The sequence below is a fragment of the Exiguobacterium sp. s191 genome (assembly GCF_018618955.1).
Classification (GTDB): domain Bacteria; phylum Bacillota; class Bacilli; order Exiguobacteriales; family Exiguobacteriaceae; genus Exiguobacterium_A; species Exiguobacterium_A abrahamii.
The window spans coordinates 215861-234091 of record NZ_JACSNC010000002.1 but is presented as its reverse complement, the minus strand read 5'-3'; the positions used below and the strand labels follow the sequence as shown (position 1 = coordinate 234091).

19 protein-coding genes are annotated in these 18231 nt (G+C 46.0%); 4 read left to right on the top strand and 15 right to left on the bottom strand.

Annotated elements, in window-relative coordinates:
* Window positions 1–105 precede the first annotated feature (105 nt).
* Both KNQ09_RS12825 and msrB read right to left on the bottom strand, forming a co-directional pair.
* Window positions 106–3003, bottom strand: coding sequence for a S8 family peptidase (locus KNQ09_RS12825; protein ID WP_214858753.1), 2898 nt, complete (start codon window positions 3001–3003; stop codon window positions 106–108).
* Window positions 3004–3147: 144 nt separating this feature from the next.
* Window positions 3148–4248, bottom strand: a complete 1101-nt coding sequence (gene msrB, locus KNQ09_RS12820) for a peptide-methionine (R)-S-oxide reductase MsrB (protein ID WP_214858752.1) — start codon at window positions 4246–4248, stop codon at window positions 3148–3150.
* A gap of 186 nt (window positions 4249–4434) precedes the next feature.
* Here msrB and KNQ09_RS12815 point away from each other — a divergent pair, with 186 nt between their 5' ends.
* A complete protein-coding gene (locus tag KNQ09_RS12815) occupies window positions 4435–4821 on the top strand; it encodes a DUF302 domain-containing protein (RefSeq protein WP_064300582.1) in 387 nt (128 codons plus the stop codon).
* Between the two features lie 64 nt (window positions 4822–4885).
* On the opposite strand, the gene KNQ09_RS12810 is transcribed toward KNQ09_RS12815, so the two are convergent.
* The 9 genes from KNQ09_RS12810 to KNQ09_RS12770 all read right to left on the bottom strand — a co-directional run bounded on the left by KNQ09_RS12810 (window position 4886) and on the right by KNQ09_RS12770 (window position 10256).
* Window positions 4886–5662 (bottom strand): sulfite exporter TauE/SafE family protein, encoded by a 777-nt coding sequence (locus KNQ09_RS12810; protein ID WP_214772119.1) that lies wholly within the window; start codon window positions 5660–5662, stop codon window positions 4886–4888.
* Window positions 5663–5713: 51 nt separating this feature from the next.
* Window positions 5714–5941, bottom strand: coding sequence for a sulfurtransferase TusA family protein (locus KNQ09_RS12805; RefSeq protein ID WP_029343316.1), 228 nt, complete (start codon window positions 5939–5941; stop codon window positions 5714–5716).
* A gap of 43 nt (window positions 5942–5984) precedes the next feature.
* Window positions 5985–7121 carry an MBL fold metallo-hydrolase gene (locus KNQ09_RS12800; protein WP_064300580.1) on the bottom strand — a complete coding sequence of 379 codons (1137 nt, stop codon included), beginning with the start codon at window positions 7119–7121 and terminating at the stop codon, window positions 5985–5987.
* A 35-nt stretch (window positions 7122–7156) separates the two neighbouring features.
* Window positions 7157–7732, bottom strand: a complete 576-nt coding sequence (locus KNQ09_RS12795; protein WP_214858751.1) for a sulfurtransferase TusA family protein — start codon at window positions 7730–7732, stop codon at window positions 7157–7159.
* A gap of 28 nt (window positions 7733–7760) precedes the next feature.
* Complete coding sequence (locus KNQ09_RS12790; protein WP_023466941.1) at window positions 7761–8057, bottom strand: rhodanese-like domain-containing protein; 297 nt, start codon at window positions 8055–8057, stop codon at window positions 7761–7763.
* A gap of 25 nt (window positions 8058–8082) precedes the next feature.
* Window positions 8083–8442, bottom strand: a complete 360-nt coding sequence (locus tag KNQ09_RS12785) for a rhodanese-like domain-containing protein (RefSeq protein ID WP_214858750.1) — start codon at window positions 8440–8442, stop codon at window positions 8083–8085.
* Window positions 8443–8464: 22 nt separating this feature from the next.
* Window positions 8465–8944 (bottom strand): DsrE/DsrF/DrsH-like family protein, encoded by a 480-nt coding sequence (locus tag KNQ09_RS12780; RefSeq protein ID WP_023466937.1) that lies wholly within the window; start codon window positions 8942–8944, stop codon window positions 8465–8467.
* Between the two features lie 55 nt (window positions 8945–8999).
* The gene (locus KNQ09_RS12775) at window positions 9000–9263 is read right to left on the bottom strand and encodes a metal-sensitive transcriptional regulator (RefSeq protein ID WP_023466936.1); all 264 of its coding nucleotides are present in this window, start codon (window positions 9261–9263) and stop codon (window positions 9000–9002) included.
* Between the two features lie 144 nt (window positions 9264–9407).
* A complete protein-coding gene (locus tag KNQ09_RS12770; RefSeq protein WP_214858749.1) occupies window positions 9408–10256 on the bottom strand; it encodes a LysR family transcriptional regulator in 849 nt (282 codons plus the stop codon).
* 133 nt (window positions 10257–10389) lie between these two features.
* On the opposite strand from KNQ09_RS12770, the gene KNQ09_RS12765 reads away from it, so the two are divergent.
* Entirely contained in the window at window positions 10390–11220 is an 831-nt protein-coding gene (locus KNQ09_RS12765; RefSeq protein ID WP_251138199.1) for a sulfite exporter TauE/SafE family protein, read from the top strand.
* Between the two features lie 50 nt (window positions 11221–11270).
* On the opposite strand, the gene KNQ09_RS12760 is transcribed toward KNQ09_RS12765, so the two are convergent.
* Window positions 11271–12128 (bottom strand): YihY/virulence factor BrkB family protein, encoded by an 858-nt coding sequence (locus tag KNQ09_RS12760; RefSeq protein WP_023466934.1) that lies wholly within the window; start codon window positions 12126–12128, stop codon window positions 11271–11273.
* Between the two features lie 187 nt (window positions 12129–12315).
* On the opposite strand from KNQ09_RS12760, the gene KNQ09_RS12755 reads away from it, so the two are divergent.
* On the top strand, window positions 12316–13410 hold the full coding sequence (locus KNQ09_RS12755; RefSeq protein ID WP_214858747.1) for a nitric oxide synthase oxygenase: 1095 nt from the start codon (window positions 12316–12318) through the stop codon (window positions 13408–13410).
* A complete protein-coding gene (locus KNQ09_RS12750; RefSeq protein WP_214858746.1) occupies window positions 13407–13853 on the top strand; it encodes an NUDIX hydrolase in 447 nt (148 codons plus the stop codon). The genes KNQ09_RS12755 and KNQ09_RS12750 overlap by 4 nt, the downstream gene beginning before the upstream one ends.
* A 21-nt stretch (window positions 13854–13874) precedes the next feature.
* Here KNQ09_RS12750 and KNQ09_RS12745 read toward each other — a convergent pair whose 3' ends face one another.
* The 3 genes from KNQ09_RS12745 to KNQ09_RS12735 form a co-directional block, all read right to left on the bottom strand.
* Entirely contained in the window at window positions 13875–14654 is a 780-nt protein-coding gene (locus KNQ09_RS12745) for a GNAT family N-acetyltransferase (protein ID WP_214858745.1), read from the bottom strand.
* A 94-nt stretch (window positions 14655–14748) separates the two neighbouring features.
* A complete protein-coding gene (gene bcaP / locus KNQ09_RS12740; protein WP_075642704.1) occupies window positions 14749–16137 on the bottom strand; it encodes a branched-chain amino acid transporter BcaP in 1389 nt (462 codons plus the stop codon).
* 217 nt (window positions 16138–16354) lie between these two features.
* Window positions 16355–18151: a mechanosensitive ion channel gene (locus tag KNQ09_RS12735; RefSeq protein ID WP_214858744.1), complete on the bottom strand. Its 1797-nt coding sequence runs from the start codon at window positions 18149–18151 to the stop codon at window positions 16355–16357.
* Window positions 18152–18231: the final 80 nt, after the last annotated feature.

Genomic DNA, 18231 nt, shown 5'->3' with positions numbered 1-18231 from the left:
ATTTGTTTCTTTAAATATAATAGAAACGCTTTCGAAGCAACAGCTAGGATATACAAAAAAAGACCTTTTCTCGGAATGTACCCGAAAAAAGGTCTTTTTATCCGCTTATTTTTTTGCTTTCTTCACGGTCACAGAAGTCACAGGGCTCACTTGACCACGTGTATTCTTAACGTAGACGGAAAGCTTCGCTTTTGCTTTTTGCTTCGGAATTTTGACAGAATAGTTGCCTTTTGCAGAAACTGTTCCTTTTCCGATGACTTTTTTCTTCGCATCTTTTACATAAACACTCAATTTCTTTTCAGCTGTCCCGGTTACTTTCGTTTGTCCGGCATAGACTGATTTCACTTTGGGTGCTGTTGGTGCTGGTAGGACTTTTACGATCGTCGGTTTACTTGTGCGTTTGGCAATATCCGTCACTGTGACGATCAAGCTTGAACCACCGACTTGTTTTGGTAATTTCGCACTGAAATGACCTTTTGCATCAACTTTTGCTGTGGCGACTTTCTTTTGTTTCGCATCTTTGACAGTAATCGTACCGCCAGCGAGAGCTGTACCTGTCATTTTTGTCGCACCAGCAAGAACCGGTTTGACCTTCGGTGCTTTTGGTGCTTTTCCAGGAAGGACTTCTGTCCGTTCCGACGTGACGTCTAGTCCATTCGCATAGCGAACCGTCAAGACCGTCTTTTGGTTTTGCCGCGGAATCTTGACGCTGTATTTTCCTGCTTGAGCCGTTGTCGTAGCTAGCTTTTTATTCGTCGTCGTTTCTTTACCATTCTTATCTTTCGTTACGAGTGCTGCCCACACTTCAACTTTCGTTCCTGTCTTGACTGTTCCAGAGACAAACAATTGGTTATCGTAGACGTCATTGACATTCCCGCTCAAGTTCAACTGAGAAATCGCGCGTGGAATACTGACTTTTCCGTATCCAGAGACTGGGCTGACGTAAGCTGGGAATTCAGGTTCCATCTTTTCCCCGTCTTCATCTTCTTCAAAGTCGAACCAGTCGTTTGGATTTTCAAACGCAAGCGGCTCTGCACTCTTACGCAAGATCTGTTCGATTTGTGTTGGTGTCAGTTTCGGGTTCAGTGACTTCAAGATTCCCGCTACTGCTGCAACGTGTGGTGAAGCCATACTTGTTCCATCCATGTATACCGTGTTACCGTCTGGAATCAAACTAGCGACTTTCGATCCTGGTGCTACGACATCAAGTCCAACACCATAGTTCGAATAATCAGCGACCATTCCGAGTGGGTTCGTCGCTCCAACAGAAATCGCATATTCCGAGTTCGCTGGGTAACCGACCATCATGTCATAGTCGTTTCCTGAAGCCGCAACGACCGTAACACCATGATCTGCTGCATATTTCATCATATAAGCCATCGTCCGGCTCTCACCGCCACCAAGACTCATGTTGATGACTTTGGCGCCATGATCGACTGCATATTTAATCCCGAGTGCGATCGCGTCTGTTTCTCCTTCGCCGTTTGCATTCAAGACTTTAACCGGTAGGATTTGTGCTGATTGATGAATCCCTTGGATCCCGTAATCGTTGTTCATCGTTGCTGCGATGACGCCTGCCACGTGTGTTCCGTGACCGTTGTCATCAAGCGCATCTCCGTCACCGTTGACGGAAACATAGTTCTTTTCATTTGCGATATCAACTTTTCCTTGTAAGTCCTTCAAACGATAATCAACACCTGTATCGATGACTGCAATCTTCACAGGCGCTAACTTCTTCGAACCGAAACGTTGTTGGAACGCTTCAAAACCGATTCCAACGTTATCGAATTGTTCAAAAACGGTCTTTTTATTTACGGCCCATTGATAATCGAAGTTGATATCATTCGTCGCCCGGTACGTCTGAACTTTTTCAACGTACTCGACCGCTGAAGAACGGTTGAGTGATTGTTTTAATGCTGCCGCTGATTGTCCTTTGACCGTTGGATCTTCCGTTACGATGACGAAGTCTCCCGCATTACCAAGGGATAAACGTTCCACACCATTTGCTTGAACACCTGCAATCTTCATCGAACGGTTCATCTTACCTGGTTTTAATTTAACGATGTAACGTGTCGCTTCTTTTGATTGAATGTTCATACCCATTGACTTGAATGTCTCGCTTAACGAACTACCACTTAATGTAGAGACATCCATTTTGTTGGCGTATCCATCAATCTCTTCCGCAATCACAGCAGGAGATGCGTCACGTGATAATTTGTAGAGACGATCGACAGCTTGTTGATCGGCTTTCGTAAGCGTGTACGATGTTCCACGTACGAGTGCCTCCATTGCCGGCTTCAATGTTTTTAAATCTTCATATGCTTGTTGACGCTTTTCTTTATTGAATAAAAGCGTTTTGACGACGTAAGGAGACGCTTTGTAGTAAAGCGATGTCAAAGCACGTCCTGCATCCGATTGGCTCAACACTTGCTTTTGGATCGAGTGCATGAGTGCAAGCATCGGTTTTTCTTCTTTTGTTTGCTTGAGTGCTTCTTCTGCCATACAGCTGATGTCATTGATCGGCTCATACTCGACAGGTAGTTTGACATTGTTATACGTCAATTTGACATGAGCGGCTTTTGTCGTCTTACCTTCTTCGATGTTCGGGTAATATTCGACTTTGACATAATACGGTCCATCCCATGCATATGGAACAGCTAATTTCGTCAGATTTTTTTCATCTGGCTCCGCTTCTGTCCGGTAACGATCAAACGTATCGTCTTCCGCAGCCATCGCTTCACTCGGATACGCTGTTACTTGAACAGGTTGATCCGTATCGATCGATAGTTCGAAGTGAGACGCGTTCTTCTCTACACCCGCTTCATGGTTGACGCGGTACCAATATGTATTTTTTTCTTCCGTTCCTGTTTCAAGCGTCGTTTCTTGTCCTACTTTCAAGAGCGTTGCTTTAGCAAGGGCTGTTTCCGCCTTTGCTGTCGTAGGTCCTACTCCAAGCGTCAAAATCAGACAGCTCAGCATGACCCAAATCATCAGTTTCTTCACACATGTTCCTCCTTCAAGATGGATGTACTTTATCTTGATTATAAACAGGATATGGATAAAATGGATATTTATTTTATGGATGTATCTTACAATTTTGAAAGGAAAGGCATCCTATGCATATGAGCATCGGATGCCTTTTAATGATTATTTAAAATCTGCTACATATTCACCGTATCCTTCTTGTTTCAAGTCCTCTTTCGGAATAAAACGTAAAGCGGCTGAGTTCATACAATACCGAAGCCCCGTTGGCTCTGGACCATCCGAGAAGACATGTCCAAGATGGGCATTTCCATGTCGACTCCGGACTTCCATCCGTTTCATGCCGATTGAAAAATCACTTTTCTCAATGATATTACCCGGCTCAAGTGGTTTCGTGAAACTCGGCCATCCTGTCTTCGAATCATATTTATCGTTTGATGAAAACAATGGTTCGCCAGAAATCAGATCGACATAGATACCGTCTGCTTTCAAATCGTGATACGGATTATCAAACGCCGGCTCCGTCCCATCTTCTTGTGTCACCTTGTACTGGATGTCGGTTAATTTCTTTTTGATTTCTGCGTCTGATAATTTTGGATAGGTTGGAAGATCAAGCTTTGGTTGATCGTTCCAGTAACGGTTGATGAAGTCGTCGCGTCCAGAAGCTGCTCGGTAAAATTTATATTTCTTCTCACTCTTCAAATAGTAGTCTTGATGATACGCTTCCGCTTCATAAAAAGGACCTGCCGCAATCAACGGTGTGACGATGTTATCATCGAAGACTTGTTGTTTCTCTAAATCTTGTTTCGATTGCGCTGCGATTTCTTTTTGTTTCTCATTCGTATAGAAAATCGCCGTCGTATAAGACTCACCACGGTCGACGAATTGACCATCTGCATCCGTCGGATCAATCTGGCGCCAGTAGACATCCAACAATTGCTTGTACGAGATGACGTTCGGATCAAATGTGATCAATACAGCTTCCCGATGACCTGTCGTCTCCGCTGACACTTGATTATACGTCGGATTTTCAACATCGCCGCCCGTATAACCAGAAATGACGGATTTGACGCCTTTTAACCTTTCGAACGGTGGCTCCATACACCAGAAGCATCCGCCAGCTAAAATCGCCGTTTCTTCCGGTTGATAGCTCAATTCCTTACTTCCACTTGATTTTGCCTGCTGTTGCTGGAACACGAAGTATCCCCCGACCATGATGACGATGAGACCGATGACTGATACAATCGTCCACATTCGTTTCTTCATCTCCCTTCGCCTCCTTTATTTAGCTTACGTCGCATGACGTCTATTGGATGTTCTTTTATTTAACTGTACCGCGCTCATGCCGTCTTGTCGTAGCATGTGCTCAAACAGAGCACATTGGACCTTCCGGATTAAAGAAGTTCAATCAGGGAATAGACTATATATCAAAAAACACCAGGAGGGGTATTTATGTTTGATTACACTGTAACGTCACATCACGATTTGGATCACGTCATGTCTCAACTGAAGCAAGCTCTCTCAGAGGCATCGTTCGGTGTCTTATGGGAGTTTGATTTAGCAAACAAATTCGAAGAAAAAGAGCTCTCTTTTAATGAAAGTTATCATATTTTAGAGGTATGCCAACCCAAAGAGGCGCACCGCGTCGTTTCTCATGACTTACGGGCCGGTTACTTTCTTCCATGTAAAATCGTCGTCTATACCGAAAAAGGACAAACGAAAGTCGGAATGCCAAAACCAACTGCCTTGATGGACTTAGCAGACGAGGCAGCACTTCAAACTGTCGCCAAAGAAGTCGAACATACGTTACGACACGTAATCGATCAAGCTACACAATAACAAAACGCTCTACCTGTACATTGTTTCGTAAAGGAAACATCATACAAGTAGAGCGTTCTTTCGTTCACAGGATGTCGATCCAAATCTTCACGGCTGTCGCTAAAATCAGGACAGCAAGAATGACTTGGAGAATCTTCGTGTTCATCTTCTTCCCGGCGATTGCGCCAAGTGGTGCTGCAATTAAACTAGCAACGACCATGATTGCCGCAGGACCCCAGTCGACTTGTCCGGTCGTGATTTTACCAACCGTTGCGCCGATCGACGAAATGAACGTGATCGCTAATGACGAAGCAATCGTCATCCGTGTCGGGATTTTCAAGAGGACGAGCATAATCGGGACGAGTAAAAAGGCACCTGCCGCACCGACGATTCCGGCTCCGACACCTACGATGAATGCCGATACCGCCGCAATAGTTTTGTTGAACTGGACCTGATCAAGTGGAATGTCGTCGATTCCCTTTTTCGGAACGAACATCATGATCGCTGCCGTTAACGCAAGAACACCATAGACGATGTTGATTGTGTCTTCAGCCAGGATATTTGAACCATACGCACCGATGAAGCTACCGATTAAAATCGATCCCCCCATGTAGACGATCAATGATTTATTCAAATAACCGCCTTTTCGGTAAGCCCAGACGCCACCAATCGTCGCAAAAAAGACTTGAATCGCACTGATTCCAGCAACCTCATGGGCAGAAAATGCTGCAAAGCCGAGTAGCGGCGGGATATACAATAACATCGGATATTTAATGATTGAACCGCCAATTCCTAACATTCCTGAAATGTAGGATCCGACAAATCCGATTAAGAAAATCGTCACGATAAAACCGAATTCCATCGTTTATCACTCCTTAAAAAAGAGAGCCGTAAATCAGCTCTCTTTTCGAAATTAACCTTTTTGAATCCAGAATTTGAGGACGCTTGCTTCTTCTTCATGTTTGACGAGTTCATGACCACCTGATGTCGCCCACGCCTGAAGATCGTTTTTTGCCCCTTTATCCGTTGCATGGACTTCAAGGATTTGACCTGATTCGAGTCCAGCGATGGCTTTTTTTGTTTTTACGATTGGCATCGGACAAGCAAGTCCTTTTGCGTCGAGTACGAGTTCTGATTTCATGTTGTATTCCTCCTGAATGATTTGATGTTCGTTATGCATCGGCTTAGCGTACCGCACAGCGGTTCGGTCCGACTTCCATTTCCCGTTGTGTTTCAAGATCGGGTGTCTGTTTTCCCATGTTTGTTTCACGGATATCTTGATACGCGTTCGGTTGTGGCGGCAGGTTCTCTGTGACCATTTTCCGGAATGTTGCTTCATCGTCGATGTTGAGACCATGATTGTTCGCAAGCAAGATGCTTAATTTTTCCGCTACACTACCATCCGTGTTCAATTCTTCAATGATCATGAAATGTGCCGGTAAGACGATGAGTTCTGGTGAAAGATCACGATACGTGTTGTAGAGCGAATCGCGTAAGTCACCAACCCAGTCTTCCGCGAGACCGGCTAAATCCGGACGACCAATCGAGTCGATGAACAAGATATCACCCGTCAATAAATAACGCTGATCGACGATGAATGAAGTCGATCCAATCGTATGTCCTGGGGAATAAAGAGCGCGTACTTCAATCGCTGTATCCCCTACTTGAACCGTACTACCGTCTTCAAGTGGTGCATAATCGAATGTGACATCCGTCGCATCTTTTGGCGGCAACCAGTATGTCGCGCCTGTTTTTTCGGCGATGTCGCGTCCTCCAGAAATATGATCCGCATGAAGATGTGTATCAAACACATGCTTAATCGTGACGTTGCGTGATGCGGCATAATCCAAATACACATCTGTCATTCGTGTCGCGTCGATGAGTACGGCCTCTCCTTCTGAGATGACCATATACGAGAGACAACCTTTACCGATTCGAACGAACTGAACGACTTCGCCTTGATCAGTTCCTGTTTCGTTCAGCGTTCCGAGTGAAATCGGTTCTAGATGTTCACTCCATGCTTTCATACCGCCTGACAGATACGATACGTCTCGTCCTGCTTCTTCTAGCATATCGGCGACGAAAATCGATGAACCTTCTTTTGCGCAAACGACGAGAACATCCTGATCCGTCGGAAGCTGATCGAGAATCTCCTCGACACCATCCAACAATTCAAAATACGGAATGTTGAGGTACTTGAAGTTCTCTCCTTCGATTTTCCAATCTTGAAACGCATCCTCATTCCGGACATCTAAGATGAACAGAGACTCACGTCCAATGATTTTTTTTGTAACTTGTGCGGCTGTCATTGCTTGTGCCATATCTACTCGTTCCTCCTCTACTTTACGCTGTTGTATTATTTCGCTGAAACGAGTGTCGTCGTTTCAGACGCCCATTCCTGCATACCCGGTACGACATTGTGGACCGTATACCCCTTGTCACTGAGCTGTCGGCATGCCATGTCACTTCGGCTACCTGTCCGGCAGATGACATAAATCGTCTGATTTGAATCCAGTTCTGCATGGCGTGTCTCCAGTTCGCCTAACGGAATATTGATGGCTCCCGGTACATGGGCGAAGGCATATTCTGCTTGTTCACGAACATCAAGCACCGTGATCGAGTCGTCTTGGCGTGCTGCTTCGACTGTTGCGTTGTCGACGGTTTGAGCGAATGCTGCTGGTTCCGTGACATCACCTGTTGATTTCCGAACGTAATGACGGAGCACTTCGCCTTCTTCAATCGTGCCTAAATAATGATTGCCGGTGCTGTTTGCCCAGGCACGGAGATCTGCAGTTGATCCTTTATCCGTCGCCTGGACTTCGATGACTTGTCCTGGTTCTAACGTCTTGATCGTTTTTTTCGTCCGAACGATCGGCATCGGACAAGCGAGACCTTTGGCGTCCAATACGATATCTGATTTAATCATAGTCATACAATTCGCTCCTTTACGGTGTGGGGTATTATTTCGTTTCGCCTTCGTACGACATCATGCCGCCATCCATGTTCGTCACGTCATATCCTTGTCCTTCGAGATATGTCGTTGCGCGACCACTGCGCGCACCAGAACGGCATACCATGACATACTCTTTTTTCTTGTCGAGTTCGTTCATCTTGAATTCAATCAATCCGAGTGGAATATGGATCGCTCCCGGAATCATTCCTTCTTTGACTTCATCGACTTCCCGGACATCAATGACGTTCAGTTGTTCACCACGTTCGATTTTTTCCTGTACTTCTGTTGCTGTCATGCGTTTCATGTTCAATTCCTCCTCTTGATTCGATTTAGCGCCAGGCATTCATTCCGCCACGGACTTCCGTGACATTCGTATAACCGGCTCTTTTTAGTACTTTGACGGCTTGTTTGCTTCGCATCCCGCTTTGACAGATGACGAGCACTTCTTTGTCTTTCGGGATTTGATTCAGTTGACTGTTTAGCGTTTGTAACGGAATGTTCTTAAATCCTTTGATGTGATTGCCTTTGAATTCTGCCGGTGTCCGAACATCGAGATAAAATCGTTTGCGGTCGTTTAATAACGGCTTCAGTTCCGTGGTCGACACTTGCTTGACGCCTTTTGTTGGGGCGAACATCTTATAAGCGAGATAGCCGACGACGAGCAACAAGATAATCGATAGTACATCCATGCGTCATTCCTCCTTCAGATCATTAGATGAATAGATTGACGTTTCCGTTCTCCGCATCGGCGAGGTAGGCGGCAACACCTGCATACTCAATCCCGTCGTGTAATTCTTCCTGTTTCAAACCGAGTAAATCCATCGTCATCGTACAGGCGACGAGTTTGACGTCCTGTTCTTTCGCTAATTCGATTAAGTCTGGAAGTGGCATCGCATTGTGCTTCTTCATGACATTTTTAATCATTTTTTGACCTGCACCACCGAAGTTCATTTTCGAGAGTGGCATCTTATCAGCACCGCGTGGCATGAACTTACCGAACATCTTCTCAAGGAATGTTTTATCCGGCTGGATCGGTTCATCCTTACGCATCGCATTCAAACCCCAGAAGGTATGAAAAATCGTGACTTCGTGATCGTATGCGGCTGCACCGTTAGCAATGATATAAGCTGCCATGACTTTGTCGTACTCTCCACTAAATAAAACGATGGTTGTTTTTTTCGTATCTGACATGAACGTAATTCCTCCAAGTTTTTACCCTAAGGGGTATATTAATTCGTAAAAAATTTTATCTGCTTTTCATTAAGAGTTGAACAGCCTCTGCAACGGCTTGTTCATGATTTTCCGTCGCATCATCCTGACGAACACAGTCGATCAAGTTCTCACTGACGACGAGACCGATGACGCGATCGATTGCACTACGTGTCGCACTCAGTTGTGTGACGACATCCTTACAAGACGCCTCTTCTTTCATCATTCGAACGATTCCGTGGATTTGTCCTTCAATCCGATTCATCCGATGAATGATGCGATCTTCATAACCGTTTTCCATATGAAGTCCATCTCCTTTTTTAAATGTGACATGCGTCATACCTCGTTGGTACATTTCATACAATAATACCTAGAGGGGTATAAGTCAACGAAAAAGATTTCCGATTTTATCGCCATTGTAGAACGTCCGGAAATCTTTTTACATTTAACCTTTCCAATTCGCCTGTAAAAAAGTGATCCAATGTTCTGCAAGGCGAGTCGGTATCTTCTCTGGTAACAGGTAGCGAAACGTTCGTTTAGAAATCCCTTTCGCATGAAGCGTAAAGGACTCGGACGGGAAAGACGTGACGAGTCGTTCCGACAAGGCTGCAATGCCACTCCCATTAAAAACAAGTTGACGCACTAAATAGTTGGCATCGACTGTAATCGTTCGTGCGGGAACGATCGACGAAGCATCTAGCCAACGATCGAGCGCATAGCGGGATGCAGATCCTTCTTCACGAACGATCCACGTTGCATCTTTTAACGAAAGGTGGGACGCACCAATGATATACAGTTGATCTTTCGCAAAGACGATTTGTTTGATTCCATCAAGTGTCAGTTCTCCTTCGATCATCCCGAGATCAATCTCACGATGCCGTAAAGCTGCTGCCACTTGATCATGGTTCATTAACTGGATATCTAGTGATACCTTAGGATGAACGCTTGAAAACAGATGAATCATATTATCGAGCAACATTTCGTGAATCGTATGCGTTGCTCCGATCCGTAAGGTTCCGCGGAAGACACCTTCCGATTCATCCAGCTGGGACTGCATCTGTTCGAGCTGGAAAAGAATTTCTTTTGCGTGGCGATAGACAATCCAGCCCATTTCCGATACCTCGACCCCTATTGCGAATGAATCACGTATTAACAATGAATGTCCGATCTCTTCTTCTAGTCGTTTGACGTGAACACTGACCGTCGGTTGCGATAGAAATAACTGTTCCGCTGTTTTCGTAAAATGACGTGTTTCAACGAGTGTGACGAACGTTCTCAGTTCAGTTAATTTCAACAATACCCCTCCTCATTACATTTCATAATCATTTATATACAATTAATTCATTTTTATAATCTTGTATTCCTCTTTCATACTCAAGGTATCACGTATTAGAAAGAAGGACTGTTTCATGATGTATATCTCATTTATGTTATTAGGAGCAATCATCGGCATACTCTCCGGCTTTTTCGGAATCGGTGGCGGCATCATCCTGACCCCACTTTTATTGATTCTCGGCTATGAAGCCAGCACCGCGATTGTCCTCAGTCTGTTGCTGACACTCGGATCGACTGTGACCGGCACGCTCTCGCATCTTCGATTAAAAACATTCCGTTTTCGTGATGCCGGGATCATTGGTCTGTCTGGCATCATCGGTTCTGCGTTGATCACACCAGTCGTCTTTTGGCTCGAGCGTCATGCTGGTGCTGATGTCGTCTTATCAAGTCTCTACATTGTCTTACTGATTGGTTTTTCGATTCAATTCCTTCGTCCCCGTTCAAAGGAACGTCCGTCTTTTCCGGTCCATCATGCTTCCGTCGTGAAGCTCGCTGTCATCGGACTTGCTGCCGGAATTCTCTCTTCATTGATGGGTGTCAGCGGTGGATTCTTGTTGACGCCGCTCTTGCTCGCCTGGGTTCGCTTTCCGCTCAAACAAGCAATCGGAACGAGCATCGCCTCTGCGACATTGATTGTTCTTGGAGGCGTGACGAGTTATGTTGCTTCCGGAACCAGTGCTCCGTTATCACTCGGGATTGCTTTAATCGTCGGTGCGTTCATCGGCTCACCACTCGGTGCTTCACTCTTGCATCGCTTCAATGAACCGTTCGTTCAAAAGACGTTAGGAATCTTTTATGGTGTCGTCGCCTTAAGCGTCATCGTCAAAGTATTCGGTCTTCCTTATCTGTCACTCGTCTTACTCGCTTTATTCACACTCAGCCTGTTGAGCGTCTTCGGTTACCGGATTCTTAAAACGGCCTAAATGAAAAAGCAGCTGACACATCGTCAGCTGCTTTTGTGCGTGCTCAATGATTAACGCACGCTTTCTTCTTTGATTTTTTGTGGTTTCATGATTTTTGCCTCTTTTTTCTGACGCATGCGTTCCGCATTCATCAATCCCCCTAACATCAGGACGACAGCGGACAAATAGAACCACGTCATCAAGACGATGATTCCGGCAAGCTGACCGTAAAGACGATCGTAACTCCCGAACTCAGCATAGTAAGAGAAGAATTCCGAAACGACTTGCCAAGCGATCGTCGCAAAAATGGCTCCAGGGAGTACTTGACGAACCGTTAGTCGGACACTCGGTAAAATCCGATACAATAAGATGAAAAAGACAAGTAAGAACAACGTCCCGAGTCCCCAGCGGAATAAGAACCAGATCCACGAATAGTTCGTCACGAAATCAGCGACGATTGCAAAGTGGTTGATGAAACGCCGTGTTAACTTTTCTGAAATCGGAACAATCAATGAAATCGGTAAGATGATCATCATCCCGATCGTAAAAGCGAAGTCTTGCAACAGTCCGCGCCAGAATGGCGCTTTTCGTGTCACTTCGAGCGCATCGTTTAGCGAACGGACAAGTGACTGGACCGACATCGAAGCAAGCCAAAAGGCGGCGAGAAAACTGATCGAGGCAAGTTTGAATCCTCCTTGATCAAAGATTCCAACGACGTTCCGCTGAATCAAATCGTACGTTTCTGCCGGAGCAAACGGTCGAATTAAATCCAGCACGTTATCGGACGTAAACGGTAAGAACGAGACGATCCCAACTACGAATAATAAGAACGGGAATAAGGACAACATCAGATAATAGGCGAGCTGAGCCGATTTATCAAAAAAGGCTTCACCAAAAAAACGGGCAAATACAGGTTTGATTAAAGACATACAAATTTCCTCACTTTCAACTAATTCTCTACACTATCCCCCATTTCATACCTCCTTTAAACTTTTGGAAGTCTTTTGAACTTATAACAACCTTATACATCATTCAAGTTTGGCGCTTCGGTTCTGCGCGGGGTACACTAGGAACAGAGATTGTATCGTGCTTGTTTTTTAGAAAGGATTTCGATTCGTGTACTCACTCATTCAAACCGAAGCAGAACGCTTCTTTACTTCTTATATAGAGCAATACCCCGAAATGGCCGGACGTCAGCAAGAAGTCATCCGTTCGATTGAAACAACAGGAACGTACGAACAGACGGCTTCCGAGCTAGCGTTCGGTGCCAAGCTCGCTTGGCGGAACAGTAACCGATGTGTCGGACGTCTCTTTTGGGAACAACTCCATGTCTTTGACGCGCGGGATGCGTTGACCGTTGAAGCGGTCCGCGACGCGTTATTTGAGCATATCCGGTTCGCGACGAACGAGGGACGAATTCGCTCAACGATCACGATTTTCCATCCGACACGTGTCCGGCTGCATAATCACCAACTGATCCGCTACGCTGGTTATGAGACCGCAACAGGAATCATCGGTGATCCGGCTTCGATCCAACTGACGCGACAATGTGAAGCACTTGGTTGGACCGGAGCGCGTACACCCTTTGATATCCTGCCCCTCTTGATTGAACTCGATGGACAAGTCAGCCTGCATCCGATTCCAGATGAGCTCGTGCTCGAAGTCAGCATCACACATCCTGACTATGATCTGTTCGGTGGTCGCGAAGTCCGCTGGTATGCCGTGCCGATGATTGCCGACATGCAGCTTGAGATCGGTGGCATCGTCTATCCGTGTGCTCCGTTCAACGGATGGTACATGGGAACAGAAATCGGTGCCCGTAACCTCGCTGATACGGATCGTTACGATCTGTTACCGCTCGTCGCGACACAACTCGGTCTGAATACCTCGCGTGAACGTTCGCTTTGGAAAGACCGAGCGCTCGTCGAACTGAACGTTGCCGTACTCGAATCGTTCGAACGTGCCGGTGTTACGATCGTCGATCACCATACGGCTGCCAAACAGTTCGCTCGTTTTGAAAAAAATGAAGCCGCGTGTGGTCGTGATGTCACCGGGGAATGGTCCTGGCTCGTGCCACCGATGAGTGGGGCAACGACGCATATGTTCCATAAGGATTACGACCCGGAAATCAAACGACCGAACTTCTTTCCAAAATCAACACAGACGGCACCTGTGACCGGCTGTCCGTTTCACCAAGGAGCATTGAAATGAATTATGTCGAACAGTTACGTCAAAAAATCGGTCATGACCCAGTCATTCTCGTCGGTTCTGTCGTCCTCGTCGTACAAAATGAACACATTTTGCTCGAACAACGGAACGAAGCACAAGCCCGCTTTGGTTTACCAGGAGGATTGATGGAATGGGCGGAATCACCGGAAGAGACCGCGCGTCGAGAGCTTAAAGAAGAGACTGGCTTAGAGGTAAAACGATTAACGTTACTCGATGTCTACTCCGGTTCGCAATACGTGACGACGTTAGCGAACGGAGACGTCTTTCAAAGCGTCACCCTCGCCTATATCGGTGAACATCCGATTGGAATGTTAAAACAAAGTGATGAGAGTATCAAGCTCCAGTTCGTACCGCTTGATGACTTACCTGATCACTTAGTCGGTTCTCACGCTCGAATGATTGAAGACTACAAAAACCGCCGCTAAATGAATAGCAGCGGTTTTTGTTTATAGCGACTGACGCATGATGTATTGTTTCAAATCCCGCTGAGTCCACCCTTCAGAACGTAACGCCTCCCAAACCTGCACATCTGTTGATTGATAATGGTAGGTCGTTCCCGGTAAACGACGGACGACTTCTGTCGCATGTCGTGCTTTTTGTTCTGCTGGACCGACGACTGACAAGAGAGATGATCCGGCTACTGCCACTACACTTGCTTCTAATTGGTAATAATCCGTTTGTAATTGCTGCATGACATGAGGATCTTGCTGCCAGATGTATTCTCCTTGTCCATGGTATTGTTTTAAAAACTCCACTTCTTCGATCGTCGGCAGAGCGACCTCTTGACGTTCATCTGTTAAATGAAAATAACCGATTTCTCCAACAATCGTGTAGTGAAGCGATTCATACAAGCGAATCGCTGGGTCGTTCCCTTGAATGACTTCAAGCATCAGACCATCCATTCCGATTTCTTTAGCATGGCTCAGTTGTGCTTGATACAAGGCTTTTGCGATCCCAAGACGACGATACTGTGGTGAAATCCCCAGTCCTCCACACCGCATGATGCGTTGACCCTCAATCTCCTTCCAACCGTTCAGCCAGAGACCGACTGGTATTTCTCCATGATAGGCAACGAATGAATGCTCCAATTGGTTCCCGTCTCGTTCGATGATGCGCTCTTGGAATTCTGCTTCCGATAAGTGCAGTGGAATCAAATAATCTTGGAATCCATCCTGCATCGCTTTGTATGCTGTTTTTACGTCAGGTGAACGTTGAATGTGAATCATCGAAAAACCTCCTTTTCCACTGAGCTGTTTCGCTTTCGTTCGCCTCATTTCCTGCATACAAAAACACCCTTGTCACCAAGGGTGTTTAGTCGATTCATTGATGGAGTTTCGAACGCTTGCGTCCATATCCGAAGTACAACAGTAATCCAATGGCTGTCCAGATAAAGAAGGCAATCCACGTGAATGGTTGTAAGTTGAACATAAGCATGATACAAGCAAGGACCGACAAGATCGGTAAGACTGGGACGAACGGAACCTTGAAAGCACGCTTCAAATCAGGACGCGTCCGGCGTAGGACGATGACTGCGATCGAGATGAGTGAGAAGGCTGCCAGTGTTCCGATGTTGATCAATTCAGCAAGTGTACCAAGCGGCACGAATCCAGCGATTAAACCAGCAATCGTTCCGAGAATCCAAGTTGCTTTAACTGGTGTGTGCGACTTTTCGTTGACGTCTGAGAAGACTTTCGGTAATAATCCGTCACGGCTCATCGCGAACAAGAGACGGACAAGACCAAATGTCATGACGAGGATGACCGTCGTCATACCAACGATGGCTCCTAAATCGACGAATCCAGCGACCCAGTCTTGGCCTGCCACTTTTAAGGCAAGGGATACTGGGCTATCAACACCTTCAAACTGTTTGAATGGAACGATTCCGACCATGATGGCAGAGACGACGACGTACAAAACGGTAACGATCGCAAGCGATCCTAGAATCCCAACCGGTAAGTTACGTCCCGGGTTTTTGACTTCTTCTGCTGCCGATGTGACGGCATCAAATCCAAGATAAGCGAAGAAGGCAATCGCTGATGCTTGCAGGACACCGCTCATACCGAACGGCGCAAACGGTTTGTAGTTGCCTGGTTCGATATACCAGATCCCGACGACGATAAACAAGACGACGACGGCAACTTTGACGAGTACCATGATGTTGTTGACGCGTTTTGTCTCTTTAATCCCAAGCGAAAGCAAGAGCGTAATGACCATCAGAATCAAGAACGCCGGTAAGTTAAAGAACGTCTCGCTTCCTGGTACAGCACCTGGAGCAGCTGTTAAAGCTGTTGGTAAATGGAGACCAAAACCTGCTAACAGTGACTGGAAGTACCCTGACCAGCCGGTTGCAACGGCACTTGAAGCAAGTCCGTATTCTAAAATGAGACACCAGCCGATGATCCAAGCTACGACTTCCCCGATCGTTGCGTATGTATACGTATATACACTACCTGAGACGGGAATCATCGACGAAAATTCAGCATAACAAAGGGCTGCGAGCGCACAGACGATAGCGGAAATAATGAATGAGATCGGTAAAGCAGGTCCTGCGTAAAGAGCGCCCGTTCCTGTCAGAACGAAAATTCCGGTCCCGATGATGGCACCGATTCCGAGTAAAATAAGGTCAAACCCTGATAAATGACGTGCCAGTTTGGAATGTTGTTTCATGTCCATCATTACACTGACATCTTTCTTGCGAAGCAAACTCATGTTTCATCCTCCGAACTTTTCTCTTTTTTCTGAATATTCAAATCATTGAGGTAATTGACTTTCTAATCATAACAAACGATGTCAGGTTCGATAAGTCTTTTTTTCTGTATTTTTTCACAAAGTGGTCAAACCACTTTTGTGAAAAGACGACAACGCTTTGATGCGTCAACGCAAAAACACCCTTTCCTCCAAAATGAGAGGAAAGGGTGTGATCGTATTACGGGCGATCGTTTGGATGATCGAGGTTAGGACCTTTATGATCATCTGGATCGATCGAGTAATCATCTTGTTGTGCTAAATCGTTTTCTGGCAATGCACCTTTTGGTGTACCATGTGTCGTCTCATCCGTTGAAGATGAACGCGCTGAACGTGGTGCACGATCTGGTGTGACATCATCAGCTGCTTGTGAAGCTGCACCTTTTGCTGCATCTTTTAAGCTCGGTGATGATGAAGTCGATGCTGACTTACTTGGAAGGTTCGATGTGTCGACTTCCGTGTTCTCTGCTTTCTTTTGCAAACGATCGAGATAACGCGACGCATTATCACGTCCACCAAGACCAAAGGCAAGACCGAATGCAAGTGCAAGTGCCCCAAGGATCAAGATGAAGGCTGAGTTGACGATCGTATCAGCAACACCTAGTTGATCAAGTGCCATGAAGACAGCAAGTGCAAGAATCGCATACTTCGCAACGCTTGAGAGGACTTTTAGTTCAGAGTTGCCGAACAAGCTGTCCATCGTACGTTTGACGAGGTTGCTGACGATGATCCCGATTGCGAGAATGATGATCGCTGTCAAGACGCTCGGTAAGAACGCAAGGACGGCACGACCGAGGTCGACCATGAAGTCAAGACCAATCAAGTTGAAAGCTTCGACGACGAAGAGAACGACGATGACGATCTCAACGAGTGCACCAACGATTGAAGCTGGAGATGTAGAAGCTTGGTTTGCATCCCACGTACCGATTTTTAAGTGACGTGTCAGGTTGTTGAAACCAAGACGTGATAAGAGATCCGTAACGAATTTCTTGATGAAACGTCCGACGTAAAGACCGACAAGAATCAGAACGACACCTACGATGATGTTTGGAATCATACCGAGGACATCGTTCAACATGTTGATCGCTGGTCCTGTGATTCCTTTAATGTTCAATTGATCAAGTGCTGAAATCGTGATTGGAATCAGAATCAAGATGAAGACGACTGTTCCGAGAATCGACGAAAGTGATTTCGCATCTTTTTGATCCGTTGATCCAAGGTTGAAGCGAGCTGCAAATTTATCCGTTCCAACAGCATGAAGGAAATTCGTCACGATATCGCGGACGATTTTCGCTACGAGGAAACCAACGAAGAAGATGGCTGCCGCAGCAATCAAGCGTGGAATGAATCCAAGGAATGACGATAACAATTGGCTGAACGGTTGTGAGACACTCTCAATGTTCAAGGCACCGAGTACACCCGGTAGGAACAGAAGTAAGACGAGGTAGAAGACGATCTCCCCTGCTACTTTTGGATAAGCTGAAAGATCCGTCTGACCTTGAAGCATCTTGTTCGAACGTACTTTGTCGTTCGCCATCAGCTTCGTTCCTGCTTTGACGATGATCATGCGAAGAACGACCGCGATGACGTATGCCAAGAGAAGGATGAGAGCTGCTTTCAAGATGTTCGGGATTGCCGCGAGTAATGTACTCATCGTATCCGCAAGTGGTCCAGCAATGATGTTCAGATCAAGGATGTTGAAGACCAAGATAAGAACGAAGACCATGAGAACCCAGAAGACGACGGTCCCGATGATTTTTTCAGGTGTCCACTTTTTCTTCTTTGGTGGCGTACCCTCTTTTTGAGGTGACAACTTGTTGACGACCCCAGACTTCTCTAACGCTTTTTGAACTCCGTTCGCGATCAGCTTGGCAATGAGCCATCCAATCAAGAAAATGATGATCGCTCCAAGCAAGTTGCCGAGTGATCCGAGAATGCCGTTCAAGTTCAACGACGTTCCGTTCCAAATGTTATTCATCCTGCCACACTCCTTCACCTAAATAAAATTATATATTTCTGACACTTCTTTAATTTCCCCAGCTAAAGGATTTATTAAAC

Bases quoted from the DNA above. Each gene is read 5' to 3' on its own strand.
- msrB (WP_214858752.1), bottom strand. From the start codon at position 4,248: ATGAAGAAACGAATGTGGACGATTGTATCAGTCATCGGTCTCATCGTC.
- KNQ09_RS12815 (WP_064300582.1), top strand. From the start codon at position 4,435: ATGTTTGATTACACTGTAACGTCACATCACGATTTGGATCACGTCATG.
- KNQ09_RS12810 (WP_214772119.1), bottom strand. From the start codon at position 5,662: ATGGAATTCGGTTTTATCGTGACGATTTTCTTAATCGGATTTGTCGGA.
- KNQ09_RS12805 (WP_029343316.1), bottom strand. From the start codon at position 5,941: ATGAAATCAGAACTCGTACTCGACGCAAAAGGACTTGCTTGTCCGATG.
- KNQ09_RS12800 (WP_064300580.1), bottom strand. From the start codon at position 7,121: ATGGCACAAGCAATGACAGCCGCACAAGTTACAAAAAAAATCATTGGA.
- KNQ09_RS12795 (WP_214858751.1), bottom strand. From the start codon at position 7,732: ATGACTATGATTAAATCAGATATCGTATTGGACGCCAAAGGTCTCGCT.
- KNQ09_RS12790 (WP_023466941.1), bottom strand. From the start codon at position 8,057: ATGAAACGCATGACAGCAACAGAAGTACAGGAAAAAATCGAACGTGGT.
- KNQ09_RS12785 (WP_214858750.1), bottom strand. From the start codon at position 8,442: ATGGATGTACTATCGATTATCTTGTTGCTCGTCGTCGGCTATCTCGCT.
- KNQ09_RS12780 (WP_023466937.1), bottom strand. From the start codon at position 8,944: ATGTCAGATACGAAAAAAACAACCATCGTTTTATTTAGTGGAGAGTAC.
- KNQ09_RS12775 (WP_023466936.1), bottom strand. From the start codon at position 9,263: ATGGAAAACGGTTATGAAGATCGCATCATTCATCGGATGAATCGGATT.
- KNQ09_RS12765 (WP_251138199.1), top strand. From the start codon at position 10,390: ATGTTATTAGGAGCAATCATCGGCATACTCTCCGGCTTTTTCGGAATC.
- KNQ09_RS12760 (WP_023466934.1), bottom strand. From the start codon at position 12,128: ATGTCTTTAATCAAACCTGTATTTGCCCGTTTTTTTGGTGAAGCCTTT.
- KNQ09_RS12750 (WP_214858746.1), top strand. From the start codon at position 13,407: ATGAATTATGTCGAACAGTTACGTCAAAAAATCGGTCATGACCCAGTC.
- KNQ09_RS12745 (WP_214858745.1), bottom strand. From the start codon at position 14,654: ATGATTCACATTCAACGTTCACCTGACGTAAAAACAGCATACAAAGCG.
- bcaP (WP_075642704.1), bottom strand. From the start codon at position 16,137: ATGAGTTTGCTTCGCAAGAAAGATGTCAGTGTAATGATGGACATGAAA.
- KNQ09_RS12735 (WP_214858744.1), bottom strand. From the start codon at position 18,151: ATGAATAACATTTGGAACGGAACGTCGTTGAACTTGAACGGCATTCTC.